The organism is Streptomyces sp. NPDC002788 (genome assembly GCF_053592115.1).
Genome location: NZ_JBSFVB010000002.1, coordinates 642,128 through 668,531 on the forward strand (window position 1 = coordinate 642,128; position 26,404 = coordinate 668,531).

The following is a 26,404-nucleotide window of genomic DNA, read 5'->3' on the forward strand; positions in this document are numbered from 1 at the left end:
CCCCGCCGGGGGGCGACAGGGGGTACGGGTGAGCAGCGGGGTCAGGCGGAGACCGTCTCGCCCGGCAGCGACAGGTCCAGGTCGACCGGCCGGTCGTCGCCCGCGTGGGTCGCGGACAAGGCGTGCGGGCCGTGGCCGACGGCCCGTGCGGCGACGACGTAGGAGCCCTGGGCGGGGACGGTGAGCACGTAGCCGCCGTCCTCGGTGGAGAGGGTCGCGCCGGCCTGGCGGCCGCGGCGGTCGATCAGCGTGACCTTGGCGCGGGCGACCGGGGAGCCGTCGGCGGCCAGCACCCGGCCGCGGAAGCCGCGCGGGATCTGCTCGGCGCGCTCCAGCGCCGCGTCCTCCTCGCTGCCGGCGCGCGGCTGCGGCTTGTTCGACGGTCGTCGGCCCGGCAGGAACAGGGCCAGGACCAGGCCCGCGGCCACCGCGGCCGTCGCGATCAGGAAGGAGACGCGGAAGCCGTGCATGGTCGGGATCTCGACGCCGCCGACGGTGTCGGCGGTGTCGGCCAGCACCATGCCGATCACGGCGCTGGAGACCGACGTGCCGATGGAACGCATCAGCGTGTTGAGGCCGTTCGCCGCGCCCGTCTCCGAGGCGGGGACCGCGCCCACGATCAGCGCGGGCAGCGAGGAGTAGGCAAGGCCGATGCCCGCGCCCAGGAGGACCGAGATGACCAGGCTCTGCCAGGCGGCGCTCATCAGGCCGAGGCCGGCGCCGTAGCCGATCGCGATGATCAGCAGGCCGAGGATCAGGGTGACCTTGGGGCCGTACTTGGCGGACAGCCGGGCGTAGACGGGTGCCGTGAACATCATCGTCAGGCCGAGCGGCGCGACCAGCAGACCCGCGACGACCATCGACTGGCCGAGGCCGTAGCCGGTGGACTTCGGCAGCTGGAGCAGCTGGGGCAGGACCAGGGAGACGACGTAGAAGGAGACGCCGACCATGATCGAGGCGAGGTTGGTGAAGAGCACGGCGGGGCGGGCGGTGGTGCGCAGATCGACCAGCGGGGCCTTGACCCGCAGCTCCATCAGGCCCCACAGCACGAGCACCGCCGCCGACGCGGCGAACAGGCCGAGCGTGGTGCCGGAGGCCCAGCCCCAGTCGCTGCCCTTGGTGATCGGGAGCAGGAACAGCACGAGACCGGCGGACAGACCGAGCGCGCCCGGCAGGTCGAAGGAGCCCTCGGCGCGCATCGGGGACTCCGGCACGACGAGGAGGGTGAGCACGATCGAGAGCACGCCGAGGCCGGCGGCGCCGTAGAACAGGGCGTGCCAGTCGCTGTGCTGGGCGACCAGGGCGGCGGCGGGCAGCGCGAGACCACCGCCGACACCTATGGAGGAGCTCATCAGGGCCATCGCCGAGCCGAGCTTCTCGCGGGGCAGCATGTCGCGCATCAGGCCGATGCCGAGCGGGATCGCGCCCATCGCGAAGCCCTGGAGCGTACGGCCGGTGATCATCAGCAGCAGGTCGCTGGTGAGCGCGCTGACCAGTGCGCCGGCCACCATCACCGCGAGGCTCAGGATCAGCATGCGGCGCTTGCCGTAGAGGTCGCCGAGGCGGCCCATGATCGGGGTGGCCACCGCGCCCGAGAGGAGGGTCGAGGTCAGGACCCAGGTGGCGTTGCTGGGGGCGGTGTCCAGCAGTTGCGGAAGATCCTTGATCACCGGGACGAGCAGGGTCTGCATCACCGCGACAACGATGCCCGCGAAGGCGAGCACCGGGACGACGGCCCCGCTCGCTCGGCCTGCGGGACGGTCTGTCGTCGTCTGCGTCATTGAGAGGGGCCTCCAGGCCGGGAGCGTCGGGTTACGTGGACTCTGAACCTTGTATGTTCAGGCAACTATTCCGTTGCTTTGGCACTCTAACGAAAACTTGACCTTTCCTTGGGATCACGGGAGTCCCAGGCCCCGGGACCGAGCACCCGGCCCGGCGAAATCCCGATGCAAGGGGCACGAGCGGGTTGAGAGCATGACGCCCATGCTCGAATCCGCCGACACCGCCACCGCCCGCCCGTCCCGTCTGTCCCGCCTGCGCTCGGGCGGGGCGCCGCCGATGTGGCTCGTGGTGGCGCTCACGTGCGCCGGGCAGTTCCTCGTCGTGCTGGACGTGTCCGTCGTCAACGTGGCGCTGCCGTCCATGCGGACCGGGCTCGGACTGAGCGAGCAGGGCCTGCAGTGGGTGGTGAACGCCTACGCCATCGCCTTCGCCGGGTTCATGCTGCTCGGCGGCCGGGCCGGGGACCTGTACGGCCGCAAGCGGATGTTCCTCGTCGGGCTCGCCCTGTTCACCCTCGCCTCGCTGGCCGGAGGGCTGGCGCAGCAGGAATGGCAGCTGCTCCTCGCGCGTGCCGTGCAGGGGCTCGGCGCGGCGGTGCTGGCGCCGTCGACGCTGACCATCCTCACCGCGGCGGTGCCCGAGGGCGCCGCGCGGGCGAGGGTCATAGGCACCTGGACGGCGGTCGGGGCCGGCGGCGGAGCGGCGGGCGGCCTGGTCGGCGGGCTGCTGGTGGAGACGCTGTCCTGGCGGTGGGTGCTGCTGATCAACGTGCCCGTGGGCGCCGTGGTGCTGTGCGCCGCCGCCTCTTTCCTCACCGAGGGCCGGACCGGGGACGGGCGGCGCCTGGACCTGCCCGGCGCGCTGCTCGTGACCGCCGGGCTCGGCACGCTGGCCTACGGCATCTCCCAGACGGAGGCGGAAAACTGGACGGCCGCGGCCACCCTGCTGCCGCTGCTCGCCGGGCTGCTCCTGCTCGGGGTCTTCCTCACGGTCGAGGCCCGCACCGCCAGTCCGCTGATGCCGCTCGAACTCCTGCGCCTGCGCGCTGTCTCCTCGGCGAACGTCGCCATGTTCCTGTGCGGCTCCGCGATGTTCTGCATGTGGTTCTTCATGACCCTCTACGCGCAGAACGTCCTCGGCTACACGCCGCTCGAAGCCGGCCTCGCCCTGGTCCCGAGCTCCCTCGCGGTCATCCTCGGCTCCAAGCTCGCGCCCCGGCTCATGCGGCCGGTCGGTCCGCGCACCGTGGCCGTGCTCGGGACACTGCTCGCCGTGGCCGGCTTCGCCTGGCAGTCCACGATGACCCCCGAGAGCCCCTACGCCACCGGCATCCTCTACCCCGGCATCCTGATGATGCTCGGCGCGGGCCTGGCGGCGACCCCGCTCGCCTCCCTGGCCACGTCCGGGGCGGCCCCCCAGGAAGCCGGACTGGTCTCCGGCCTCGTCAACACCTCCCGCACGATGGGTGGTTCACTCGGGCTCGCGGTCCTGTCGACCCTGGCGGCGGCCCGGACGGCCGGGAGCGGGACTCCGCAGGCACTGACGGAGGGCTACGCGCTGGCGTTCCGCGCCGGGGCCGGGGTGCTGACGGCCGGCGCGGTGCTGATGTGGGTCTGGCTGCCCCGCACGGCAGGGGAGCGGTAGGGCCGCGATACCGGGAAAGAACGCCTGTCGCGTGGTCCGGAACAGGGGCGTGGCGACCCTCGGAAGGCGCTCCGCGGGCGTTTCTGCCTGGGGTCCGAGTGGTCCGCGCAGGGATGGCGTCCCGGGTGCGCGGCGGGTCGTACAACGCCTCCCGCTCATCCCCGGAAACCCCTCCTGACCTGGCCTTTCGGGATCTCTCGGCCTACGGTTGGCGGACGCGGAAGGGGGCCGGATGGGCCGGAACATACGCACTGTCGACGACGTACTCGCCCTCCTCGACGGGCTGTTCGCGCCCGAGGCCGACCGGTGGTCGCAGCGGGGAGCCGGATGGTGGGACGGGTTCTATGCCGACCGTTCGCGGCCGGTGCCGTTCTTCGTGGCGAAGCCGGACGAGAACCTCGTGAGTTGTGTGGAGCGGGAGTTGCCGGGCGGAGGGCGTGTACTCGACCTGGGATGCGGGCCCGGGCGCAACGCGCTGTACCTGGCGGAGCGGGGGTTCGAGGTGGACGCGGTCGACCTGGCCCCGGCGGCTGTCGAATGGGCCCGGGAACGGGCCCGTGAAGTCGGCGTCGGAGGCGTGCGGTTCCACTGCGGGGACGCCTTCGCCCTCGCCGGTACGGAACTCACCGGGCCGTACGACCTCGTCTACGACTCCGGCTGCTTCCACCACCTGCCCCCGCACCGGCGGGTCAGCTACCTGACCCTGCTGGAGAAGGTCCTGGCCCCTGGCGGCATGTTCGGCCTCGTCTGTTTCGCCGCCGGGACCGGCGGGATGGGGGCGGAGGTGCCCGACGCGGATTTCTACCGTGAGGGCGGCGGACTGCGGGGCGGACTCGCGTACACGCCCGAGGCGCTGCGGGAGATCTTCTCCGGGCTGAGCGAGGTCGAGCTGCGGCGGATGCGGGACGAGCCGGTGCAGTCGGAGTGCTTCGGGGAGTCCTTCCTGTGGACAGCCCTGTTCCGGCGGGCGCGGGACTCGGAGCCGGCCCTGGCCGCGGGCCTCCCTTAGGGGTGCTCCGCGAGCAGTACCCGGATCGGTCGGCCGGTCAGGGGCCCAGGGCAGGGCGGGGCGGGTCGAGCAGCGAGGTCAGTGTCTCGGTGAACGCCGTCGCCGAGTGGTCGGCGTGGGCGCGGATGCGCGCCGCGACGGCCTCGGCACCGCCGCCCTCCAGGAGGTGGACCAGCCGGTCGGAGCTGTGCCCGTGCCCTTCCTGGGTGGACAGGTAGAAGTCCGTCGCGTCGTACGCCATGTGGAAGACGTGCTTCTTCACGTCGCTCAGCGTCAGGTAGTCGTCGTGCGTCTTGGGGGTCGGCTCCGGCGCGCCGACGCTCACCGCCGGGGTGCCCGCGCCCCACGCGTTGACGGCCAGGTGGTAGGTGTCCGTGATGACCAGCCGGTAGCGGGGGAGGACCCCGATCAGGTCGCCGATGGTGTGGTCCCCCGGGCGCCGCGCGATGTGGCCGAACGCCGCGGGCACGTCCCGGTCGAACCAGGGCAGCCACTCGAGCGGGGCGCCCAGACGGTCGGACAGGCCCTGGCAGAAGGCGGGCAGCCAGTCGGGGACCGGCGTACGGGCGCCGAGGAACACGCCGATCGCCCCGCCGTCGGGGACCGACCGCGACCAGTCCGTGGCCGGGAGGTGGCCCAGGTCGCCCGGGCGGTTCAGCAGCGCCGCGTCCGAACCGAAGTAGTCGGTCGTGCGGTCTGCGCGCAGGTGCGCGATCTTTGCCGCCGAGAGCGGGTCCCGCACCCAGATGCGGTGGCTCTGCCTCACCAGGCGGGAGAACAGCGGACCGTACTCCTCGTCCTCGTAGTCGGACTGCGTGTTGTGCAGGATGGTCCCGCCGTAGCTGACAGTCCGCGCCAGGAGCTCGTCCGGCTGGTCCGCGAACAGCAGGGTGCGGTTCAGCAGGGCCCGGGCGGCGTCCCGGTCCGCGGCGATCCCGAAGTCCGTCAGGCGGTTCGTCGCGTCCTGCGCCAGATAGTGGCGGGTGTGGAGGAAGTCGCCCCAGAAGACGACCGCGTCATGGTCGCGGAGCGTGTCGAGGTTCTCGGCCAGCGGACGGAAGCGGAACGGGAACTCGGTGCCGCGCGCACAGTCGCGCAGTGGCACGGTCTCCGGTGTGTGCAGCGTGTACCAGGTGGCGTCGAACCCGGCGCCCGCGCGCCGGCGCAGGGACTCGAACGCCAAGTCGACGGTCAGCATGCCCGTGTTGCGGTACCCGATGTTCGGCGCGGTGATGACGGCGACGCGTCCCATGTGCTCCAGTTCCCCTAGCCGTTGCCGGCACCGGCGCCGCCGACATGTGGCCCGGGCCATCGGCCAACGTACACGTCCGTATCGCCGCGAGGGCGTCCCGGTCCCGCCGGCCGGGTGTCCGCCTCGGCTGGTTGTGCGTCGGTCCCCGGGTGAGAGACATGGAACGGCCCTTCCCGCCGTGTGACAGGAAGGGCCGTTCACCGTCTGGTGACTGGCGTGCCGTCAGGCCGCAGTCCCGGCTTGCTGGGTCTGCGCCACCGGCTTGCGGTGGCGTCCGCGCGGAGCCGTCTCGCTGTCCTGCGTGGAGATCTCACCACGGTGCCGGCCGTGGCCGGCGGAGGTCTCCTGGACGTCGGCGGTGCGCTGGTTCGTGCTGGCGTCGCTCATCGGATGGAATTCACCCCGTCAACATGATCTTTTTACAGCCGGGTGAGTCTAACCGGCACCCCGCACCCTCGATCCAGGCGGCCGCGCCAACCGGCACTAGTTCGTTACAAGACGTCCCAACGGCGCCTCCTGGAGGGGCACGGGGCGGGGAGCCGAGGGGGCCGGAGTCGGGGTGGACCGCGCAGGCCGCGCCGGTGAGGCGGGTGGTTCCTCCTCCTCGGGGTGCCCGGGAGGTCCCGGAACCGGGGCTGCCGGCTCCGGCTCCGGCGGCGGCGTGCCGCCGGACTCCGGCTCGGTGGCCGGCGGCGGGCTCACCTGCGCCACACCGCACGGCACGTCCTCCGTCGCGTACGGCAGCCGCAGCACCCCGTCCGCCGTCCACAGCCCCGTGCCAGCCAGCCACCCCTGGGGCGCCGGAAGATGATGCACCCGCCGCTCCGCCGGCCGCCACACCCCGACCCAGCTGCCCGCCGGCCCGTCCACCCGCAGCGCCACCGCACAGCTCTCCGGCGTCAGCACCTGCCCCGGCTGGATCGCGAACGGCGTGACGGAGCAGCCCCGCAGCCGCAGGCACTCCGGGAAGCGCACCGGCAGCGTGCTGCCCAGGACGCCCCAGCCGAGACGGCCCTGCCCCGGGGAGGGCGCGTCCGAGCGGACGATCAGCAGCCCGCTGTCATGGTCGGCGAGCAGCAGCCGGTCGTCGCTTTCGGCGGCGATCTGCAGCAGCGGCGACACCTCGCCGCCGCGCTCCAGGTCCACCACGACGGCCTTGGTGCGCCCACCGGTCTCCCGGTCCAGCGCCAGCAGCCGTCCCGTACGGTCCAGCCACACGCCGCCGGAGCAGCGGCCGGGCAGCTCCGCCAGCCGCTCCGGCCCGAAGGCGCCGCCCGCCACCAGCCACACCGACGTGGACCGCGGCCCGACGGCGAGGGCGTACGCCTGCTCCCCGCCCGGGGCGGGCGGCAGCATCCGCAGCCGGGCGGTGCCGTCCGGGCACTCGACCGCGCCCAGGGGCAGCTCGCCGGTGCCGGGCCCGGTCGGGTAAAGCAGCGAGAACGCGTGCCGCCCGGCCACCAGCCGGTGGATCAGGACCCGCCCGTCACCCATCGGCTGCACCTCGGTGCCCGGCTCCTCCGGCTGGTTGCGGGGCAAGGGCACCGCGTAGGGCTCGGGGCCGTCCAGGGTCCAGCGCTCCGGGAACCAGCAGTCGCCGGCCGACGCGAGACGGGCGGCGTAGGCACCGTCCGCGGAGAGCGTGCAGCGTGCCGGCGCGGTCCCCTCTCTGTCCTCGTGTCCCGCCGAAGGCTCGATCGCACAGGCAGTCATCGTTCGGTCACCTCCAGTGACGAAAGTAGTTTTCGCACGCACTGGCGGGGAATTCCCTGGGCTCCGACTTCACACATAAGGGTGTTCCAGGAACGATTCGCCTGAGGAAAAGGGGGCGATTGTGCTGACCGGGACCTTGCGGGCAAGGAGCGGGCGGTGGCGGTGCAACGCCACAGATCAGGCGGGTAGCCTTGCTCCCGTGCCCCGTCTGTCTGAAGTCATCGCCGCGCTGGAGAACCTGTGGCCTGCCGAACGGGCCGAGTCCTGGGACGCGGTCGGCACCGTCGCGGGCGACCCGCACCAGGAGGTCGCACGGGTCCTGTTCGCCGTCGACCCGGTCCAGGAGATCGTCGACGAGGCGGTGAAACTGGGCGCCGACCTGCTCGTCACCCACCACCCGCTCTACCTGCGCGGCACGACGACCGTCGCGGCGACGCACTTCAAGGGCCGTGTCGTGCACACCCTCATCAAGAACGACATCGCACTGCACGTCGCCCACACCAACGCCGACACCGCCGACCCGGGTGTCTCCGACGCCCTCGCGGGCGCCCTGGACCTCAGGGTCACCGGGCCGCTCGTGCCGGACCCCACCGACCCCGAGGGCCGCCGGGGCCTGGGCCGCGTCTGCGCCCTGGACCACCCGGTCACCGTCCGCGAGTTCGCCGCCCACGCCGCCGAGCGGCTGCCCGCCACCGCCCAGGGCATCCGTGTCGCCGGCGACCCGGAGGCGCTCGTGCGCACGGTCGCCGTCAGCGGCGGCTCCGGCGACAGCCTCTTCGACCACGTACGCGCGGCCGGGGTCGACGCCTTCCTCACCGCGGACCTGCGCCACCACCCGGTGTCGGAGGCCCGCGCCCACAGCCCCCTCGCGCTGCTCGACGCGGCGCACTGGGCCACCGAGTGGCCCTGGTGCGAGCTGGCCGCGAGCCAGCTCGACGAGATCTCCGACCGGCACGGATGGGACCTGCGCGTCCACGTCTCGAAGACGGTCACCGACCCCTGGACCGCGCACGCGGCCTCATCACCTTCTGACCCCCCGGGAGCCCCGAACTGAACGCCGCGTCCGCCGACCAGATCCGCCTCCTCGACGTCCAGGACCTCGACGTCCGCCTCCAGCAGCTCGCGCACAGGCGCAAGTCGCTGCCCGAACACGCCGAGATCGAGTCGCTGACCAAGGACCAGACCCAGCTGCGCGACCTGCTCGTGGCCGCCCAGACCGAGGAGAGCGACACCGCCCGCGAGCAGACCAAGGCCGAGCAGGACGTGGACCAGGTGCGCCAGCGCGCCACCCGCGACCAGCAGCGCCTGGACTCCGGCGCCCTCGCCTCCCCCAAGGACCTGGAGAACCTCCAGCGCGAGATCGCCTCCCTCGCCAAGCGGCAGAGCGATCTGGAGGACGTGGTGCTGGAGGTCATGGAGCGCCGGGAGTCCGCGCAGGAGCGGGTGGCCGAACTGACCGAGCGGGTCTCCTCCGTCGAGTCGAAGATCGATGACGCGACCGCGCGCCGCGACGCCGCCTTCGACGAGATCGACGCCGAGGTCGCGACGGTCACCAAGGAGCGGGAGGTCATCGCCGGTTCGATCCCCGCCGACCTGCTCAAGCTCTACGACAAGCTGCGCGAGCAGCAGGGCGGCGTCGGCGCGGCGAAGCTGTACGCGCGCAGCTGCCAGGGCTGCCGGCAGGAGCTGGCCATCACGGAGCTGGCCGAGATCCGCAAGGCGGCGCCCGACACGGTGATCCGCTGCGAGAACTGCCGCCGCATCCTGGTGCGCACGTCCGAGTCCGGTCTCTAGGCCGCAGGGAGCCGTGCCGGTGCGGGAGTTCATCGTCGAGGCCGACGGCGGGTCGCGGGGCAACCCGGGGCCCGCGGGCTACGGGGCCGTGGTCAGTGACGCGGCGACGGGGGAGACCCTGCGGGAGACCGCCGAGTACATCGGCGTCGCCACGAACAACGTCGCCGAGTACCGCGGCCTGCTGGCCGGCCTGCGAGCCGCCCGTGAACTGGACCCGGCCGCGACCGTCCACGTCCGGATGGACTCCAAGCTCGTCATCGAGCAGATGTCGGGCCGCTGGAAGATCAAACACCCCGGCATGAAGCCCCTGGCCGCCGACGCGGCCCGGGTCTTCCCGCCCGGGCAGGTCACCTACGAGTGGATCCCGAGGGACCGGAACAAGCACGCGGACCGGCTGGCCAACGAGGCGATGGACGCGGGGGCCCGGGGGGAGCAGTGGTCGGAATCGGAGTCCACGGCTGAGCTGCGCCCGGCTGCCGAGGCCGGAGCCGCCGCAGCCGCGGCCCCGCCGGAGCCGCCCGGCGACGCGGAGGCGGGTGCGGCGCGGGTGCGTGGAGCTCTGGCGGAGGGACGGACGATCGCCACGTCGGCCGGCTCGGCGCCGGACACCGCGCCTCCACCGGCCCGCAGGGCGACGAACCCTCCACCGGCCCGCGAAGCGACCAACCCTCCGGGCGGCGAGGCCGCGCAGGCGGACGCTGACGCCCAGGCCGACGAGGCCGAGGGTGTCTCCCGCACCGCGAAGGCGGACGCGGATGCCCGTGCCGCCAAAACCGTTGCCACTCCCGGCTGGGGTTCCGCCGACATGGGCGCGCCCGCGACCTTCGTGCTGCTCCGGCACGGGGAGACCCCGCTGACCCCGCAGAAGCGGTTCTCGGGGAGCGGCGGCACCGACCCCTCCCTCTCCGACATCGGGCGGGAGCAGGCCGAGCGGGCCGCGGCGCTGCTGGCCCGGCGCGGGACGGTCCAGGCCGTCGTGTCGTCGCCCCTGGCCCGTACGCGGGAGACCGCCGGGATCGTCGCCGCACGGCTCGGACTCGACGTGGGCATCGAGGACGGGCTGCGCGAGACCGACTTCGGCGCCTGGGAGGGACTCACCTTCGCCGAGGTGCGCGAGCGCCACCCGGACGACCTGAACGCCTGGCTGGCCTCCCCGGACGCCGAACCCACCGGCGGCGGCGAGAGCTTCGCGGCGACCGCCACCCGGATCGCCGCCACCCGCGACAAGCTGGTCGCGGCGTACGCGGGCCGCACGGTTCTGCTCGTCACGCACGTGACCCCGATCAAGACCCTCGTCCGGCTCGCCCTCGGCGCCCCGCCGGAGTCCCTGTTCCGCATGGAACTGTCGGCCGCGTCCCTGTCGGTGGTGGCCTACTACGCCGACGGCAACGCCAGCGTCCGCCTCCTCAACGACACGTCCCACCTGCGCTGAGCGCCGCCGGCTCACGAACCGGCGCCTCGACCCGCTCCCGATCGCGCCCCGCGACCGGGTGCTGCGGCAGCTTCCAACTCCCGCCCCCGCAACCGACGTCCGGCAGCGCCGGACATTCCGGGGCGGAGGCCGGGCCGAATCCGCTCCGTGGGACACAACCGCGCCTGCGGGAGCGGCCCGAGCGGCCCCGAATCGCGACGGCGGATACGCCGTACCGCCCGCGGCGTGCGCCGGGCCGCGATGAATATCGCTAGTGAACCTCGTCCACCAGCACATCCACCGACCACGCCCGGCCCGTCTTCACGGGCGCCTCCGCCTCGACCACGTAACCGAGATCCCGGAGCGCCTCCACCAGCTCGGCCGGCCCCTTCGGGTCCGCCCCGACGGTCAGCAGGCTGCGCACGATCCGCCCCTTCGTCGCCTTGTTGAAGTGGCTGACGACCTTCCGCGTCGGCGCGTGCAGCACCCGCACGGACGCGGTCCGCCCGGCGACCTCGCCCTTCGGCTTCCACGCGGCGGCGTACGCGGCGGACCGCAGATCCAGCACCAGCCCGTCCCCTGCGGCCTCGGGAAGCACCGACGCCATCGGCGTACGCCAGTGCGCGCCCAGCGCACCGAGACCCGGCAGCTTCACCCCCATCGAGCACCGGTAGGACGGGATCCGGTCCGTCACCCGGACCGCTCCCCACAGCCCGGAGAAGACCAGCAGCGACCGCGCGGCACGCCGCTTGGCGGCGGCGTCCAGGGACGCCAGGCCCAGGGCGTCGTACAGCACCCCGGTGTAGATCTCCCCGGCCGGCCGGGCCCCCGCCGTGCGCAGCTCCGCGTTCTTCGCGACCTCGCCCCGCAGCCCCTCGCTCAGCCCGAGCACCTCGCGCGCCTTGTCCTCGTCGCCGGCGCACAGCTCGACCAGCTCGGTGAGGACGGCCTCCCGGGCGGCGGTCAGGCCCGGCAGCGACAGCGACTCCGGCTTCAGCGGGGCGCCGCGGCCGGAGGGGGCCTTTCCTTCGGACGGCGGCAACAGGACAAGCACGCGTACTCCTTCGATCGAACTCCGCCCGACAGCGTACGGGGGCCTCAGACGCGGGCTCGGCCGAGGGCGCGGACCAGGTCGTCGGCGTCGTCGGCGTGGAAACGGACGACCCGTACCTCGTGCCGCTGCCCGAAGAAGGTGACGTGGGTGACCGGCTCGGTCAGCTCCAGCGTGACGGTGGTCTGAGAGCCGACCTCGACGTTCAGTTCGCCGTCGGCCCGCTCGTGCGTCATCCGCAGCTCACGCCGCACCGAGGCGATCCGCTCCAGCGGCACCCGCAGATCGACATGGACGTACCGGCGGATCCGCAGCGAGCCGTTGTCCACATCCAGCACATGGGGACGCACGACGGACGAGGCGTGCAGCCCGACGACGACCACGACGCCGTACACGTCCAAGAACAGGAACACCGCGTGCACGGTCGGCAGGTCCCGCAGCAGCACGGACATCGCGACCGTCTCGACGAGGCACACGAACGCGACACCGGCCATCATCGCGCCCTGCCCGCGCGCGTACCCGAAGGGCCGCCCGCTCTGCGTGCCGTGCGTGCGCCGCGCCACCCACAGCACGAGACTCACCAGCACCCGCACTTCGTGCCGGACCAGCAGCCGCGCGATCCTCATCGCCGCTCCTCGGCGAGGATGTGCAGCGTACGGCGGATCGCCTCCGCCTGTGCCGGGGCGAGGTCGTCGTAGAACGCGCGCAGGAAACCGTCGTCCTGGTCGAGCTCCCCGGCCTCCGGGAACAGCCCCGGGGGGATGCAGCCGGCGAGCGCCCGGGCCGCCTGCCCGACGCGCGGGTCGTCCGGCTCGGCGTCGGCGAGCGCGTCCAGCAGCGCGTAGGCCTCACCGGCCCGCGCCACCGCTCCCGGACTGCCCAGCGCCTCTCCGACCGACGCCACCATCAGCTCGCCCGCCTCGGCCGGCATGGCCGTCTCCAGGAAGGCGATGATCTCGCGGTCCTTGGCGGCCATCGGCGAGCCCGACAGATGCGCGGTCCCGGCGAACAACGCGGCCAGCTCGGGCGACACCGGCCCCTCGGCGGGAAGCCCGCCCTCCGCCTCCAGCAACGCCCGCAACCGCCCCCGCCGCTCCCGGATGGCCTCCTCCTGCCGTGCCAGATCCTCGTCCAGCTCGGTCAGCACCTCGACGAGGTCCTTCCCAGCGTCGTCCGCGAGCACGTCCCGCACCTCGGCGAGCCCCAGCCCCAGCTCCGTCAGTCGCCGGATCCGCGCCAGCACGACGGCATGCCGCAGCCCGTACTCCCGATACCCGTTGGCCCGCCGCTCCGGCTCGGGCAACAGCCCCAGTTGGTGGTAATGACGCACGGCCCGCGTGGTGACACCGACGACGCCGGCGAGTTCTCCGATCCGCATGGGACCAGTAGAGACGTTGACGTCGCGGCAAGGTCAAGGACGGGCTGTGGCTTCTGACGGCGGCCGTGATCGTGTGCCACGATCCCCTGTGAGGCGGGGAGGTAGCACGAGGTGGGCACACTGGGGCGGATACGGGAACAGGCCCGCTGGGCCAGAGCGCGGCTGGGGCGGGGCGGCCCGCCCCTGGACCTGCTCACCGCCCACTTCGACCGGCACGTCTACGCTCCGCACGCCCACCACGAATTCACCATCGGCGTCACGGTCGGCGGCTCGGAGGTCATCGCGTACCGGGGCGGGCTGGTCCACTCCTACCCGGGCTCGATCGTCGTGCTGGAACCGGGCGAGATGCACACCGGCGGCCCGGCCGCCTGCGAGGGCTACGCCTACCAGGCCCTGTACGCCGCGCCGTCCCTACTCCAAGACGGCACGCTCGGCGGCCCCCCGCACTTCCGCGACCCCGTCCTGCACGACCCGGAACTGGCCACCGCCCTGCGCGCCGCCCACACCGACATCAGCGCCTGCCCCGACCCCCTGGAGGCCGAGTCCCGGCTGCCCTGGCTGCTCACGGCCCTGGCCCGCCGGCACTCCACGGCCCGGGCGAGCGAGGACACCGTGCCCGGCGCCGGCCACATCGCCCGGGCCGTACGCGACCGCCTCGCGGACGAGCTGCTGGAACCCCCCTCCCTGGCCGACCTCGCCGCCGACCTGGGCCTGTCCCGCTACCAGCTGCTGCGCGCCTTCCGTACGACGATGGGCGTACCGCCCTACGCCTGGCTCGCCCAGCACCGCGTGGCCAGGGCCCGCGGCCTCCTGGAAACCGGCCTGCGCCCCGCCGAGGTCGCGGGCCTCGTCGGCTTCGCCGACCAGGCGCACCTCACCCGCTGGTTCCGCCGGGTGCTGGGCGTGACCCCGGCGGCGTACCGCAACAGCGTTCAAGACGCGGCGGGGTGAGGCGGCCGAGACTCGCCGTATGACTGCACGCGGCTGGTTCCTTTTCTCCCTGATGGGAGTGGTCTGGGGCGTCCCCTACCTGATGATCAAGGTGGCGGTGGAGACCCTGTCCCCGTCCATGGTGGTGTTCACGCGCTGCGCGCTGGGCGCCGCGCTCCTGCTCCCCTTCGCCCTGCGCCAGAGCGGCTTCGCCCGCACGGTCCGCACCCACTGGCGCCCCCTCCTGGCCTTCGCGTGCATCGAGATCATCGGCCCCTGGTGGACGCTGACGGACGCCGAACGCCACCTGTCCAGCTCCACGGCGGGCCTGCTGATCGCGGGCGTCCCCATCGTCGGCGTGGTCTTCGCCCGCTTCTTCGGCGACACGGAACGGCTCGGCGTACGCCGCGTGACAGGCCTCGCGCTGGGCCTGGGCGGCGTAGCGGTCCTCACCGTCCCGCACCTGACCGGCGGCGACGCCCGCTCCCTCGGCGAGGTCCTGCTGACGGTCCTCGGCTACGCGACGGCCCCCCTGATAGCCGCCCGGCGCCTGAAGGAGGTCCCCTCCCTCCAGCTCACGGCGTTCTGCCTGACTCTGGCCGCACTCGTCTACGCCCCGGCGGCCGCGCTCACCTGGCCGTCCTCGGTCCCCGCCCCCGAGGTCCTGGCCGCCCTGGCCGGGCTGGGAGTGCTCTGCACGGCGATCGCCTTCGTCGCCTTCCTGGAACTGATCAAGGAGGCGGGCCCGACCCGGGCGACAGTGATCACCTACGTCAACCCGGCGGTGGCGGTGGCGGCAGGGGCACTGTTCCTCGACGAGCGCCTGACCCCCGGCATCATCGCGGCCTTCACCCTGATCCTCGCGGGTTCGGTCCTGGCGACCGCCGCCGGTCCGCGGCCCCGTTCCCGCCCGGTACCATGGTCGACACGGCAGACGAGCCGGGCGGACGGCCGCGTGGAGTCCCCCTGACGGGGAGCTCCCCGAGGAACGTCCGGGCTCCACAGGGCAGGGTGGTGGCTAACGGCCACCCGGGGTGACCCGCGGGACAGTGCCACAGAAAGCAAACCGCCGAGGGCTCCGGCCCTCGGTAAGGGTGAAACGGTGGTGTAAGAGACCACCAGTGCCTGGGGTGACTCAGGCAGCTAGGTAAACCCCACCCGGAGCAAGGTCAAGAGGAGGCACCTCTTCGAAAGAAGGGTGTCTCTGCGCGGACGTTCGAGGGCTGCCCGCCCGAGTCCGCGGGTAGACCGCACGAGGCCGGCGGCAACGCCGGCCCTAGATGGATGGCCGTCGCCCGGGGCTCCGCGAGGAACCCCGGGAACAGAACCCGGCGTACAGCCCGACTCGTCTGCCGCTCTTTATTTCCTCGGAAAGCGTCACTGCGGGGTGCGCGTGTCCACGGTAGATCGGTCGTCACAGTGGTGGCTGGGGGAGTGACGACACGGTCATGCCGCCGTCGGTCCGGGTGACATCGAGTGCGCCCGCTTCCAGCAGACGGTCGATGGTGTCGGGCAGCCCGGCGCGCTGGGCCAGCCCTTGGTCGACAACCAGGTCGGTGCCGTGCAGGCCGGCCCCGACGCGCCAGGAACGCTCGGGTATGGAGCGGGCTACCCGGTCCAGACAGTGCGCGGGCACGCGTACGGTCAGCAGCGCGCTGGTGGACCTCGCGTGAGCGGCGTCCAGCAGTCGGGCCATCCCCTGGATCCTTCGTCGCCGGCCGGCGTCGCACCACGCCTGCGGGCCGGCGATGAGCCACGGGGTGCAGGTGCGGATCGTCTCGATGATCCGCAGGCCGTTGTGGTCGAGCGAGGAACCCGTCTCGACGACGTCCACGATGGCATCAGCCAGTTCCGGGATCTTCGCCTCGGTGGCGCCGTAGGAATGGACCACCTCCGCGTGGATTCCCGCGTCCTTGAGGAACCGGCGGGCGATGGTGGGGCACTCGGTGGCGATCCGTGTGCCGGGGCCGAGATCCGCACGGTCTGCGCCATGTGCTGGACCGGAACCGCCAGCACCACCCGCCAGGGCGAGTCCGTGGCCTGGAGTAGGTGAAGGGCACCACGCTCTCGACCTTGGCCTCGGTTTCCTCGACCCAGTCGGCACCGGTCAGCCCGGCATCGAACGCTCCGTCCGCGACGACCAGAGGAATTTCCCGCGGCTTGAAGAAGAAGACCCGTATCGGGCCGCCGTAGGCGATGGTGCCCCTATAGGCGCGTTCGGAGGGCCTGGTCACTTCCAGGCCGGCCGCCGCTAACAGGCTCAGGGTCCGCCGCTCGAGCGAAGACCCCTTGGGCAGTGCGAGGGAGAGCATGCGGTCCTCCTAGACGTGCAGCAGCCGGTCGATTCCGACGACAGGGGGCTCGGGCAGCGATGCCGGTCTGATCTCGATCTCACCGACCAGCAGGTCCTTGGGGAAGTCGTCGATGATCGAGGCGACGCCCTTGGCGACTGCCTGAGTTGTCATCTTGTGGGGATCCGCGTCCCCGTCCAGGTTGGCGATCGCGCCCGGCGAGATCAGGCATGCCCGCACATCGTTGTTCCGTTCCTCCAGCAGCAGCGTCTCCACGAAGGCAAGTCCCACAGCTCGACGGGGTGCAGCCAGTCGCCCAGAACGGTGTTCACCGCCAGGGCCTCACCAGCGTGGAGCCGACGGCGCGGTTCTTGACGATGACCTCGAACGGCGGCGCGGGGTGGTACTCGGCCACGTAACAGGTGGCGGACAGGCGGCATGAGAAGGCGGTACGGATCCCCGCACCCTGACAGTTTCGCGGCGGCCCGTTCGTAGAAGTCGAGCCGTAACGGGCCGGTGTCCTCGACGAGTTCGTCCCGGTCGTAGGTGCAGCTTCGCAGCGAGGGGATGATCTCGACGAGGCACAGGCCGTCCGGCAGCAGCCACAGTTTCTTGCTGCGACCCTCGATGTCCGCGGGCCTTCCCCGCTTCCAGGAGAGAAGGTCCACATCGGGGGAGTCACTCACGCCGTTGTCTGTCTCCACAGGTTGCTTCACTGCAACTCCTCTGTTCAGTACGCGGGTCGGTGATGGGGTGGACGCTCCCCGCCGGCCAGGGCCACATACGCCTGCGCCACCCGGGCGTCGATCTCGGGCGGGACCGGCACGACGCACTGGTCGGCAGGGACACGGCCGGTCGCGATGGCTTCCAGGCAGCGGGCCTGCAAGGTGAATCCGAGGTCCATGGACTCGATGGAATTCCCCAGGCGACGCGGCCCGCTCAGATTCACCATGTGGCCCTCGGCGAGGATGTTGATGCGGGCGCCGCCGCTCAGAGGCAGGGTTTGTAATCCATCGGTCGGCTCGGTGCACTTCAGGACCGCGGGATGGGCAAGCAGTCCGGGTACGTCGATCTCCCACGGGAGATGACCCGCGTTGGCCAGGATCACTCCGTCGGACAGCAGGGCGAGGTCATCCGCGTTGAGAATGCCGGGGTTTCCCGTGGAAGTCACGATGACGTCGGCCGATGCCAGCGCCTCAGGTCGGTCGGGGACCGCGTAGCCGTCGAACAGCGCCTCCAGGCGCCGGACCGGGTCCACCTCCCACACCGCCACCCGCGCATGTGCGTTGGCGAAGTTCTTGGCGATGCCACGCCCACAGGAGCCATATCCGACGACGGTGACACGCTGTCCGTTGGTGGCCCGGTTGGTGATGCGCAGGAATGACTCCAGCACACTCTGCCCGACCGCATGGGTGTTCTCCGCGAACTGCTTGATGGGACTGTCGTTGATCACCAGCACGGGGCGCTTGATCCGGGTACGCACCGGCACCAGCTGCGCCCGACCCGATGTGGTTTCCTCCGTACCTCCCAGCAGACTCTCGTAGGGGTCGTCGAGGTAGCGCAGGAACAGGTCGCCGCCGTTGTCCAGAAGCAGGTCGGGCCGGGTCGCGAGGACCTGGCGCAGGCACGCGTCCTGGGCCTGTGGGTCGACAGTGCGCTCGCCGATGACCGTGACCCCCTGCTCCCTCAGGGAGGTCAGCGTGGCTTCCTGTGTGGTCCCGAGGTTTCCCGTCGCGATGACGTCCGCGCCGCCCCGTGCCAGTACCAGGAGCAGGGTCGCCGTCTTGGGTTCGAGATGGATCGCCGCTCCGATCCGCACATCCCCGCGAAGGGCCGCTCCCGCTCGAAATCGGTCGCTGTTGCGGCCAGCAGACGACAACTGCTGGCTGCCCATTCCATGGTTGGCATCCGGGCCATCCCCCTGTCACTGTCTGCTTACGAGATCGCGGCCAACCCGGCCGTGGCATCGAGTCACGGTGCGGTTCATGCCGTGGAAACAGTCGGCGCCTTGGCGTCCGCACGCCTCTCCGCGACCAGCCGTGACTGCCCGGCCAGGAGGATGAGGACGCTGACGGAGAGTCCCAGCACGCCGCACGCCGCCGCCCATGCCGGACCCTCGTGCTCCAGGATCAACCCGACGGCGGCGGACCCCAGCGCCGATCCGGAGATCATCAGCGTGACGAGCCAGGCGAACGCCTCGGTGACGGTGCCTGTCGGGGCGAGCTCGCCGACCAGGACGAAGGAGACCGTCAGCACCGGTGCGAGGAACAGCCCGGTCAGCAGCATCAGACAGGACATCAACGGAGGCCCGGGCAGGAGGCACAGGAGCCCATAGCCCACCGTCAGGCCGACGGTCAGCAGCAGGGTCCGCCGCGCAGGTGGGACCGGCCAGCGGCGTACGGCGCCGTAGGCCAGTCCCCCGACCAGGGCACCGAGGGCGTTGAGAGACAGAAGCGTCGGGGCACCGCCGGGCAGCCGGTGTTCCTCCGCGTAGGCCACGACGACGACATTGAGCGTGCCGATGGCGACGCCCACACCGGTCAGGCTGACCAGAAGGACGACGAGACCGTGGCTGCGCAGCGGGCCGAGCCAGTCGGCCTGGCGGGCAGGGGCGCGCCAGGCCCGGGTGGGAGCCGCCGTGACGACGACGAGGACCCCCCCGAGCCCCAGCAGGGCAGCAGCCCACAGGGCTTCCACGGGTGAGGCCACGGAGACGCAGCCGGCAACGATCAACGGCCCGCCCACGAAGATCAGTTGCTGGGATGCCGAATCCAGGGCGTAGGCCGACTCCAGTTCCTCGGAGTCGACGACGTCCGGCCAGAGCGCCCGCAGACAGGGCTCGAGCGGAGGGGTCGCCGCTCCCGCCAGGACCGCTCCGACCACGACGGCGTCCTGCCAGCCGGGGGCCGCTGCGATCACAAGGAACCCGCAGCCCGCCAGAACGGCTGTCGACAGCAACACCAAGGGCTGGCCGACATGGTCCACAAGGCGGCCGAGCAGGGGCCCTCCCACGGCCGCGGCGATGGCGAACGCCCCGACGGCAAGCCCGACGAACGCATACGGTGCCCCTTCGTCGCGCAGTGCCAGGGGGATGGCGACGGCGGCCATCGCGCTCGGCAGCCGCCCGACGAGGGTGCCCCCCAGCAGCCGGGTTGCGTGCGGACTCCGCAGTAGGCTCACGTAACTCATGGGGTGTCCTTGCCGCCGACGGAATTCGGGGCGTCCTCGGTCAGGTGCAACTGGAGCGCGGCCGGACTGCCCTTGCGCAACTGCACCTCGATGTCGCCGACGGCGGTGAGACGACGGTGGACAGGGGCTTTGCCGATGCTGATCCACACGACATCGGCCTCCGCGTCCAGCAGCCACTCTCCTCCCGGGTCCGCGATCCATGCCCGGGAGCGCTGCGCGTGAGGTACGCAGTGAGTGAGAGCCTCCGGAGCACCCATCAGGTCCACCTCCACAGGCTGTCCCTCTTCGTCGAAGGCCAGCCGGACGTGCCCCCGGAAGCCGATGCGGGTCACAGTGCCGTCCGGCCCTGGCTGTTGCGCCACGGACAGGAAGCGGGTGAGCGGGTCCCAGTGGACGCGGGTACCACCGGGGCGGGAGCCGGTGTCCTCGTCATCCCATTGCGAGCGGAACTCGGCGGCGAACCGGTGCAGTTGGAAGGCACGCTCGGCGGCCAGGCGCTGGGCCGGCTCCGTGAGCATGTCCTTCTCGAGATGGACCAGCTTCTCGTACAGATGAGCCAGGACCGACGACGTCTCGCCTTCTGCGTACAGCTCTTTCAGCTGGGCGCCGGGCTCCCACAGCGGCTCTCCGAGGAGCCCACCGAACGCGAAGGCGCGTCCGATGCCGACGGCGCCCATCGCGTCGAGGTTGTCCGCGTCGTGCACCGCGGCGGCGATCACGTCCTCGCCGTCGAGGTCGTCACCGCCGAAGCGGTAGCGCCCGGTCAGCTCGATGGCGTGCAGGATCGTTCCATGCGTCTCCTGCGGGACCTCGCACCGTAGGAGCACGTCCAGTACGGCGGTACGGACCTCCTCGGGGCGGATGGGCCGCCGCCCCTGTCTGGCCTCCTCCACCCGGTGGTAGTCGTGGACGTAGGCGGCGACCTGGGCGGACAACGGATCGGCGCCCAGCTCCGCCGCGATGTCTCCGGCCAGGGCCGCGACCCGGTCGAGGTGATTGATGTCGTGCGCCGGGTCGGCGGCGGCGAAGTCGGCCAGGACATGTGCGCGGACCCGGTCGAGAAGCCTCACCACTGCCGCCCGTACTCCTCACGCCACTGCTGGGCCAGTTCCTGCTGCATCCGGGGGTCGAGGCGATGCATACCGACACCCGAAGGGGCGACTGGGGCGGCCGGGCTGAGGGTGTCCGTCACTAGAGCTCCTGTCGATGGAAGGCGGCGTGTGGGGGGGGATATCAGCAGTTGCGCGCGACCACCGGGCCCTCGGGGCGGCTTCTGGTCACCCAGGGCCCGCTATCGGACGAGTTAATCGAATGACCTTGTGTCCGAGGAGCTAGGTTATACGTAACACTGCCCTGGGCAAGTCGTTTCGAGCCAACCTCACCGTCGGTCGCTCCCTGCTCGATGGCCTGCCGCGAGCCTCTTGGGTCGCTCTGCGTCCGTGAAGGTGCCTGAAGGGACGCCGACGGCCTGGGACTTGGGATCGGGGCGGTAGCCTCTACTCGCGGTGTGTGCCGCACGTCACCGACTACAGCGTGCCCTGCAACAGGGGTGCAGCGGCTTTCCCTTGGAAGGTGTCCATGGTCACCGGGTTCCGTAGCGAGGGCGTGCCCGACAGAGACCGCCCGGACTCCGCGGCAGCCACACCGTCCCAGCGCGGCACCGCATCGGCGCCTCGACGGCCCACCGCTCGCGACGTGGCGCGGCTCGCCGGGGTCTCCCAGGCAGTGTGTCCCTGGTGTACTCGGGAAAGGGCAGCAGGCGTGTCTCGAGAGCCACGGAGAAACGGGTGCGGGACGCCGGCGAACGGCTCGGCTACCGACCTCAGGCAGCAGCCCGTCAACTCCGGGTCGGACGTACGGGGTCGGTACTTCTGGCCGTGCCCGACATCTGAGGACCCTTATTCGCGCAGGTGTTGGCCGGCGCCCATGACGCGGCCGAGAAGCACGGCCTGACGGTCGTGGCGAGTTCCAGCTGGAACAGCGGGACGATGGCACGGGTCCTCTCGGCGAACCAGTTCGACGGCTTGATGATCTGCTCGCCGAACGACCGGCAGATCGATGAACTGCCGCCCTCCGTGCCCACCGTTCTCATCGACTCCGACCCGGCCCTGTCCACGCGGAACCGGCTTGTCGTCGATCTCGACGTGGCGGGCGGCATGCGCACGGCCGTCGAGCACCTGATCGACCTGGGGCACCGCTCGATCGGCCACCTGCGCTACCGGCGGACGTCGTACAGCTTCCGGTCCCGGCACGCCGGGTTCGCGGCCGCCGCCCGGAACCTGCGGGTCACCGAGCTCTCCATACCTCTCGAAGAGACGTTCGACCCGACACTGGACACGGCTCGCGAGCTGCTGAGCGATCGCACACCGCCCCGCGCGGTGGTCTGTGACGACGACATCGCCGCGGCCGGTGTCTACCACGCCGCCGCCGCGCTCGGCATGCGGGTGCCCGATGACATCTCCGTCGTGGGCATGGACAACACCGACGTCGCGGGTCTGTTGCTGCCCGGCCTGACGACGGTCGATCTGCACGGCGAGGAGCTGGGCAACCTGGGGATCGACGCGATGGCGGCGATGCTGCGCGGGGAAACCGTGGAGCCCTTGAAGGAGGTGCGGACACACCTTGCGATACGGCAGTCCACCCGCCCCGCCGGATGACGCTCGCCCGCGCATCGCATGGGTCGGACAGACCCAATCGCCCTGACGAACCGACTGCCGCCCCCGATCCGACGGCCGAGCAGGCAAACCCCGCGACGGACCCACCGCCCTCCCCCGTAGAGCAGACGACAGGAAGCTCACAGGGAGGGGAGCAGGACGTGGCAGGGCTCAGGGGCAAGCGCGTCAGAGGTGCGGTGGCCGCAGTGGCGGCGATGGCGGCGCTCACCGCGTCACAGGCGCCGGGGGTGGTGCCGGCGCGGGCCTCCGCGCCGGCGGCCGGGCAGGCACTCGCCGAGGACGGACCGAGCGTGTCCGGCGACGCGCCGTACCGCACCGAGCTGCCACCGCTGCGGACCGGGAAGCCCGCGGGTCCTGGTGCGAAAGCGGAGGTGGATGGCGCGCTGCCGGCGAGTGTGTTCGCCGCCTACCGGCGGGCCGAGGACCGGCTCGCGCGTGAGGCGCCCGGCTGCCGGCTGCGCTGGCAGTTGCTGGCCGCGATCGGACAGGTGGAGTCGGGGCAGGCGCGCGGTGGCAGGGTGGCGTCGGACGGTACGACCTTGGCGCCGATCCTCGGGCCGCGGCTGGACGGCGTGGCCTTCGCGCTGATCCGGGACACCGACGGCGGCGCCCACGACGGGGACACGGCGTACGACCGCGCGGTCGGCCCGATGCAGTTCATCCCGTCGACCTGGGCCCGCTGGGGCGCGGACGGCAACGGCGACGGGCGGACGGATCCGAACAACGTCTTCGACGCGGCACTCGCCGCCGGACGGTATCTGTGTGCCGGCGGCCGGGACCTGTCCGTCCCCGCCGAGCTGGACCGGGCGATCCTCGGCTACAACCACTCGACGGCTTATCTGCGCACGGTCCGGGCCTGGTACGCGTACTTCCTAAAAGGGCACCGGGTGGTGCCGGACGCCTCCGCCGGGTCCTCCTCCGCCGGGTCCTCCTCCGCGCGCCCGCAGTCGTCGCGGCCGGCCACCGAGCCGAAGGCCTCGCCGACACCCGCCGCCCGGCCGAGTGCCCCGCAGTCTCGCACCCCGTCGGCCCCTGCCTCCCCGGCCCCGACCAGAACCCGCCCGGCCTCGGAACCCGAGAAGACGGACGAGCCACGACTCCCCGTCCCCGACCCGGACATCGAGCTCCCCGGCGACGACCTGCTGACCGGTGGCGCCCCTCTCACCAGTAACGACGCGGACTCGATGACCGCCGCCCCCTCCACAACCGCCGATACCGGGCGGTAATGTCGCCCACCGCCGGACAGCACGAGACCGGTGGGCGAGCGCGAAGGGGCCCTCATGGCGACGGACATGCCTGCGGACATGCCCGCAGATACACCTGCGGAGATGGACGCCGCCGACGAGCGGTGGCGGCGCATGTGGAGCCACCGCGAGCATTTGCTCAAGGTGGCCCGGCGCAGGTCGATGAGTGCGGAGGACGCCGAGGACGCGGTGCACGAGGCGATGCTGCGGGCCGCGGAGCGCCCCGACCTGGACGACGAGCGGCTCGGGGCCTGGCTGACGACGGTGACGATGCGGATCTGCGTCGACCGCTACCGGCAGGTGAACCGCGAGGCCGAGGTCCGTACCAGCCCGACGCTCATCGCCCCCGGCCCGGTGCCCGTCGAGGAGGCGGTGTGCGACCGGGCCGAGGCGAAGTGGCTGGCGGTGCGCAGTGGTGAACTGCCAGCGCGGCAGGCCGAGGCGCTGCGGCTGAAGTCGCAGGACCTGGACGTCGGCCAGGTCGCCGTCCGGATGGGGCTGAGCTACCGGACCGTCGAGTCGCTGCTGGCCCGGGCCCGGCGGACGCTGCGGCAGTCGCTGGCGGCCACGCTCGGGGTCGCGCTGTTCCTGATCGGGTGGGGACGGCCGCGCGGAGTCGGCAGGGCGCAGTCCGTGGCGGTCGCCTCGACGGCGGCGTCCCTGGCGGTGGCGGGGTTCGTGCTGCCGTTCGCCCTCGACGGCAGCGGAGGCGGGGGCGGTGCGGCGCCTCGGCCCGCGGTCGCCTCGCCGGGCGCGGAGACGTTGAGACCGGACGGCGGTGGCGGGGGCCGTACGCCCGGGGGGAATGAGCCCACAACTGCGGCAGCCGAGCGCGGAGCGGCCGAGTCCCCCGCCGGCGAATCGTTCCTCCCACTGTCCGTCCCGTCGCTGCCGGAGGTACCGGACGTTGCGGACGTGCCGGTTGTCCCGGTGTCGCCGCTGCCCGCGCTGCCCGCGCCCGAGGTCCCGCAGGTGCCCGACGTCCCGAAGCCCGATGTCCCCGGCCTGCCGGTGGAGCCCTCCGCCGTGCCGACGGACACGGCGGCCCCGGCATCCCCGGCGGTCCCGGAAGCTCCCAAGGCTCCCGCCACACCGCCCGCCTCGCTCCCCGAGCCCACCGGGCGCCCGATTCCGTAGCGCCCGAAACCCGCCCGTAGCGCCCGAGACTCGCCCGTAACGTTCAAAAGTCCGCCGCAACGTCCGAAAACCCGCCCGAGGCCTCCGGAAACCCGCTCGAAAAAAATCCGCCACTCGAGCGACGGACGCGCCGCCCCTCCCCGTAGAGCAGATGTCGGAGCTGCTGCACGGCTGAAGGGTGGACCGGATGGGTGTCGAGATCTGTGTGGAAGGGCTGACCAAGTCCTTCGGTCACCAGGTCATCTGGCAGGACGTCTCGCTGACGCTGCCCGCCGGGGAGGTATCGGTCATGCTCGGGCCCTCGGGCACGGGCAAGTCGGTGTTCCTCAAGACGCTCGTCGGCCTCCTCAAGCCGGAGCGCGGCTCCATCACGATCCAGGGCCGGGACATCACCAAGCTCCGCGAGCACGACCTGTACGAGGTGCGCAAGCTGTTCGGCGTGCTGTTCCAGGACGGGGCGCTCTTCGGCTCGATGAACCTGTACGACAACATCGCCTTCCCCCTGCGCGAGCACACCCGCAAGTCCGAGAGCGAGATCCGGCGCATCGTGCTGGAGAAGATGGACATGGTCGGGCTGATCGGCGCGGAGGAGAAGCTGCCCGGCGAGATCTCCGGCGGGATGCGGAAGAGGGCCGGGCTGGCCCGGGCCCTGGTGCTCGACCCGGAGATCATCCTGTTCGACGAGCCGGACTCCGGTCTCGACCCGGTCCGCGTCGCCTACCTCAACCAGCTCATCGTCGACCTCAACGCCCAGATCGACGCGACCTTCCTGATCGTCACGCACGACATCGCCTCGGCCCGCCAGGTGCCGGACAACATCGGGCTGCTGTTCCGCCGCGAGCTGGTGATGTTCGGGCCGCGCGAAGAGCTGCTGACCAGCGACGAGCCCGTCGTACGGCAGTTCCTGAACGGCCGGATGCAGGGCCCGATCGGCATGGCGGAGGAGAAGGACGCAGCCCAGGTCGAGCAGGAGCTCGCCGCCCTCGGCGACGACGGCGAGAGCACACAGTCTCCCGGCAGCCAGGCTCTGACTCCCCGCCTGCTGCCGGGACCGGGCATCACCCGGCCGCCCCGCTGGCAGGCGATCGCACGGCGCGAGGACCAGCTCCACCAGAAGGCGGTGGCCGGCGCATGAGCCTGTCACCGGTCGGAGCGCTGCGGCATTCGGGCAGCCTCTTCGCGATGGCGCTGGACGTCGTGCGGACGATCCCCCGACGGCCTTTCCAGGCACGGGAGTTCATCCAGCAGACCTGGTTCGTCGCGAGCGTCACCATCCTGCCGACGGCCCTGGTCTCCATCCCGTTCGGGGCGGTCATCGCGCTCCAGATCGGCAGCCTGACCCGGCAGCTCGGCGCCCAGTCCTTCTCCGGGGCCGCCTCCGTGCTCGCCGTGCTGCGCGAGGCCTCGCCGATCGTCACCGCGCTGCTGATCGCGGGCGCCGGCGGCACGGCGATCTGCGCCGACCTCGGGGCGCGGAAGATCCGCGACGAGATCGACGCGATGCAGGTGCTGGGCATCGACCCCATCCACCGGCTGGTCGTCCCCCGCGTGCTGGCGTCGATGCTGGTGGCGGTGCTGCTCAACGGCCTGGTGTCGGTGGTCGGCGTGGCGGGCGGCTACTTCTTCAACGTCGTCCTCCAGAACGGCACGCCGGGCGCCTACCTGGCCTCCTTCACCACCCTCGCCCAGCTCTCCGACCTGTGGGCGGCCGAGATCAAGGCCCTGGTGTTCGGCGCGATCGCCGGGATCGTCGCCTCCTACAAGGGGCTGACCGCGAAGGGCGGACCCAGGGGCGTGGGCGACGCGGTGAACCAGTCGGTGGTGATCACCTTCATGTTGCTGTTCGTGACCAACTTCGTGATGACCGCGGTGTACTTCCAGGTCGTCCCCCAGAGGGGTTAGCC

General features: G+C 71.9%; 24 protein-coding genes, 1 other RNA gene and 3 pseudogenes. 13 read left to right on the top strand and 15 right to left on the bottom strand.

The features are described 5' to 3' along the window. Nucleotides 1–41: 41 nt before the first annotated feature. Nucleotides 42–1,781: an MFS transporter gene (locus ACWD1U_RS06205; protein WP_451104869.1), complete on the bottom strand. Its 1,740-nt coding sequence runs from the start codon at nt 1,779–1,781 to the stop codon at nt 42–44. Nucleotides 1,782–1,974: 193 nt separating this feature from the next. Between ACWD1U_RS06205 and ACWD1U_RS06210 the strand changes: the two genes are divergently transcribed. Next, entirely contained in the window at nt 1,975–3,426 is a 1,452-nt protein-coding gene (locus ACWD1U_RS06210; RefSeq protein WP_451104871.1) for an MFS transporter, read from the top strand. Nucleotides 3,427–3,658: 232 nt separating this feature from the next. Further along, nucleotides 3,659–4,435 (top strand): class I SAM-dependent methyltransferase, encoded by a 777-nt coding sequence (locus tag ACWD1U_RS06215; RefSeq protein WP_451104873.1) that lies wholly within the window; start codon nt 3,659–3,661, stop codon nt 4,433–4,435. Nucleotides 4,436–4,472: 37 nt separating this feature from the next. On the opposite strand, the gene ACWD1U_RS06220 is transcribed toward ACWD1U_RS06215, so the two are convergent. From ACWD1U_RS06220 to ACWD1U_RS06230, 3 genes are all read right to left on the bottom strand, one after another. Beyond that, entirely contained in the window at nt 4,473–5,687 is a 1,215-nt protein-coding gene (locus ACWD1U_RS06220) for a polysaccharide pyruvyl transferase family protein (RefSeq protein ID WP_451104874.1), read from the bottom strand. Between the two features lie 222 nt (nt 5,688–5,909). Next, nucleotides 5,910–6,074 carry a hypothetical protein gene (locus tag ACWD1U_RS06225; protein ID WP_451104875.1) on the bottom strand — a complete coding sequence of 55 codons (165 nt, stop codon included), beginning with the start codon at nt 6,072–6,074 and terminating at the stop codon, nt 5,910–5,912. Between the two features lie 96 nt (nt 6,075–6,170). Further along, a complete protein-coding gene (locus ACWD1U_RS06230) occupies nt 6,171–7,400 on the bottom strand; it encodes a hypothetical protein (protein ID WP_451104877.1) in 1,230 nt (409 codons plus the stop codon). A 199-nt stretch (nt 7,401–7,599) separates the two neighbouring features. On the opposite strand from ACWD1U_RS06230, the gene ACWD1U_RS06235 reads away from it, so the two are divergent. Genes ACWD1U_RS06235 through ACWD1U_RS06245 form a run of 3 tightly spaced genes read left to right on the top strand, consistent with a single transcriptional unit; the run spans nt 7,600 to nt 10,626 of the window. Next, complete coding sequence (locus tag ACWD1U_RS06235; protein ID WP_451104878.1) at nt 7,600–8,454, top strand: Nif3-like dinuclear metal center hexameric protein; 855 nt, start codon at nt 7,600–7,602, stop codon at nt 8,452–8,454. Further along, nucleotides 8,451–9,194, top strand: a complete 744-nt coding sequence (locus tag ACWD1U_RS06240; RefSeq protein ID WP_451105041.1) for a zinc ribbon domain-containing protein — start codon at nt 8,451–8,453, stop codon at nt 9,192–9,194. Before ACWD1U_RS06235 ends, ACWD1U_RS06240 begins: the two co-directional genes overlap by 4 nt. Before the next feature lie 19 nt (nt 9,195–9,213). Next, complete coding sequence (locus ACWD1U_RS06245) at nt 9,214–10,626, top strand: bifunctional RNase H/acid phosphatase (protein ID WP_451104880.1); 1,413 nt, start codon at nt 9,214–9,216, stop codon at nt 10,624–10,626. Here ACWD1U_RS06245 and ACWD1U_RS06250 read toward each other — a convergent pair. The 4 genes and pseudogenes from ACWD1U_RS06250 to ACWD1U_RS06265 form a co-directional block, all read right to left on the bottom strand. Continuing rightward, a pseudogene (locus tag ACWD1U_RS06250) lies at nt 10,601–10,860 on the bottom strand (keto-deoxy-phosphogluconate aldolase); the annotation flags it as partial. The gene ACWD1U_RS06245 and the pseudogene ACWD1U_RS06250 sit on opposite strands and share 26 nt — an antisense overlap. A gap of 16 nt (nt 10,861–10,876) precedes the next feature. Continuing rightward, the gene (gene yaaA / locus ACWD1U_RS06255; protein WP_451104882.1) at nt 10,877–11,659 is read right to left on the bottom strand and encodes a peroxide stress protein YaaA; all 783 of its coding nucleotides are present in this window, start codon (nt 11,657–11,659) and stop codon (nt 10,877–10,879) included. A gap of 44 nt (nt 11,660–11,703) precedes the next feature. Continuing rightward, entirely contained in the window at nt 11,704–12,282 is a 579-nt protein-coding gene (locus ACWD1U_RS06260) for a hypothetical protein (protein ID WP_451104883.1), read from the bottom strand. Further along, nucleotides 12,279–13,034, bottom strand: coding sequence for a MerR family transcriptional regulator (locus ACWD1U_RS06265; RefSeq protein ID WP_451104885.1), 756 nt, complete (start codon nt 13,032–13,034; stop codon nt 12,279–12,281). The genes ACWD1U_RS06260 and ACWD1U_RS06265 overlap by 4 nt, the downstream gene beginning before the upstream one ends. A 120-nt stretch (nt 13,035–13,154) precedes the next feature. Between ACWD1U_RS06265 and ACWD1U_RS06270 the strand changes: the two genes are divergently transcribed. The 3 genes and pseudogenes from ACWD1U_RS06270 to rnpB all read left to right on the top strand — a co-directional run bounded on the left by ACWD1U_RS06270 (nt 13,155) and on the right by rnpB (nt 15,316). Then, the gene (locus tag ACWD1U_RS06270) at nt 13,155–13,985 is read left to right on the top strand and encodes a helix-turn-helix domain-containing protein (protein ID WP_451105042.1); all 831 of its coding nucleotides are present in this window, start codon (nt 13,155–13,157) and stop codon (nt 13,983–13,985) included. An 82-nt stretch (nt 13,986–14,067) separates the two neighbouring features. Continuing rightward, nucleotides 14,068–14,784 (top strand): annotated as a pseudogene (locus ACWD1U_RS06275) (DMT family transporter); the annotation flags it as partial. Nucleotides 14,785–14,899: 115 nt separating this feature from the next. Then, an RNA gene (gene rnpB, locus ACWD1U_RS06280) (RNase P RNA component class A) lies at nt 14,900–15,316 on the top strand. Between the two features lie 62 nt (nt 15,317–15,378). Here rnpB and ACWD1U_RS06285 read toward each other — a convergent pair. The 7 genes from ACWD1U_RS06285 to ACWD1U_RS06315 form a co-directional block, all read right to left on the bottom strand. Further along, on the bottom strand, nt 15,379–15,918 hold the full coding sequence (locus tag ACWD1U_RS06285; RefSeq protein WP_451105044.1) for a hypothetical protein: 540 nt from the start codon (nt 15,916–15,918) through the stop codon (nt 15,379–15,381). Continuing rightward, entirely contained in the window at nt 15,806–16,276 is a 471-nt protein-coding gene (locus ACWD1U_RS06290; protein WP_451104887.1) for a hypothetical protein, read from the bottom strand. Before ACWD1U_RS06290 ends, ACWD1U_RS06285 begins: the two co-directional genes overlap by 113 nt. Nucleotides 16,277–16,285: 9 nt before the next feature. Next, nucleotides 16,286–16,546: a hypothetical protein gene (locus ACWD1U_RS06295; protein ID WP_451104888.1), complete on the bottom strand. Its 261-nt coding sequence runs from the start codon at nt 16,544–16,546 to the stop codon at nt 16,286–16,288. A 439-nt stretch (nt 16,547–16,985) separates the two neighbouring features. Then, nucleotides 16,986–18,149 carry an adenosylhomocysteinase gene (locus tag ACWD1U_RS06300; RefSeq protein WP_451104890.1) on the bottom strand — a complete coding sequence of 388 codons (1,164 nt, stop codon included), beginning with the start codon at nt 18,147–18,149 and terminating at the stop codon, nt 16,986–16,988. 89 nt (nt 18,150–18,238) lie between these two features. After that, nucleotides 18,239–19,444, bottom strand: coding sequence for an MFS transporter (locus tag ACWD1U_RS06305; protein ID WP_451104892.1), 1,206 nt, complete (start codon nt 19,442–19,444; stop codon nt 18,239–18,241). After that, nucleotides 19,441–20,517, bottom strand: coding sequence for an HD domain-containing protein (locus ACWD1U_RS06310; RefSeq protein WP_451104894.1), 1,077 nt, complete (start codon nt 20,515–20,517; stop codon nt 19,441–19,443). The genes ACWD1U_RS06305 and ACWD1U_RS06310 overlap by 4 nt, the downstream gene beginning before the upstream one ends. Continuing rightward, nucleotides 20,511–20,636, bottom strand: coding sequence for a hypothetical protein (locus tag ACWD1U_RS06315; protein ID WP_451104896.1), 126 nt, complete (start codon nt 20,634–20,636; stop codon nt 20,511–20,513). Before ACWD1U_RS06315 ends, ACWD1U_RS06310 begins: the two co-directional genes overlap by 7 nt. Before the next feature lie 715 nt (nt 20,637–21,351). Here ACWD1U_RS06315 and ACWD1U_RS06320 point away from each other — a divergent pair. From ACWD1U_RS06320 to ACWD1U_RS06340, 5 genes and pseudogenes are all read left to right on the top strand, one after another. Continuing rightward, nucleotides 21,352–22,101: pseudogene (locus ACWD1U_RS06320) on the top strand (LacI family DNA-binding transcriptional regulator); the annotation flags it as partial. Nucleotides 22,102–22,313: 212 nt separating this feature from the next. After that, on the top strand, nt 22,314–23,345 hold the full coding sequence (locus ACWD1U_RS06325) for a lytic murein transglycosylase (protein ID WP_451105046.1): 1,032 nt from the start codon (nt 22,314–22,316) through the stop codon (nt 23,343–23,345). A gap of 54 nt (nt 23,346–23,399) precedes the next feature. Beyond that, nucleotides 23,400–24,500, top strand: a complete 1,101-nt coding sequence (locus tag ACWD1U_RS06330; protein WP_451104898.1) for an RNA polymerase sigma factor — start codon at nt 23,400–23,402, stop codon at nt 24,498–24,500. 187 nt (nt 24,501–24,687) lie between these two features. Further along, entirely contained in the window at nt 24,688–25,635 is a 948-nt protein-coding gene (locus ACWD1U_RS06335) for an ABC transporter ATP-binding protein (RefSeq protein WP_338778093.1), read from the top strand. Next, entirely contained in the window at nt 25,632–26,402 is a 771-nt protein-coding gene (locus tag ACWD1U_RS06340; protein WP_451104900.1) for an MlaE family ABC transporter permease, read from the top strand. Before ACWD1U_RS06335 ends, ACWD1U_RS06340 begins: the two co-directional genes overlap by 4 nt. Nucleotides 26,403–26,404 lie beyond the last annotated feature (2 nt).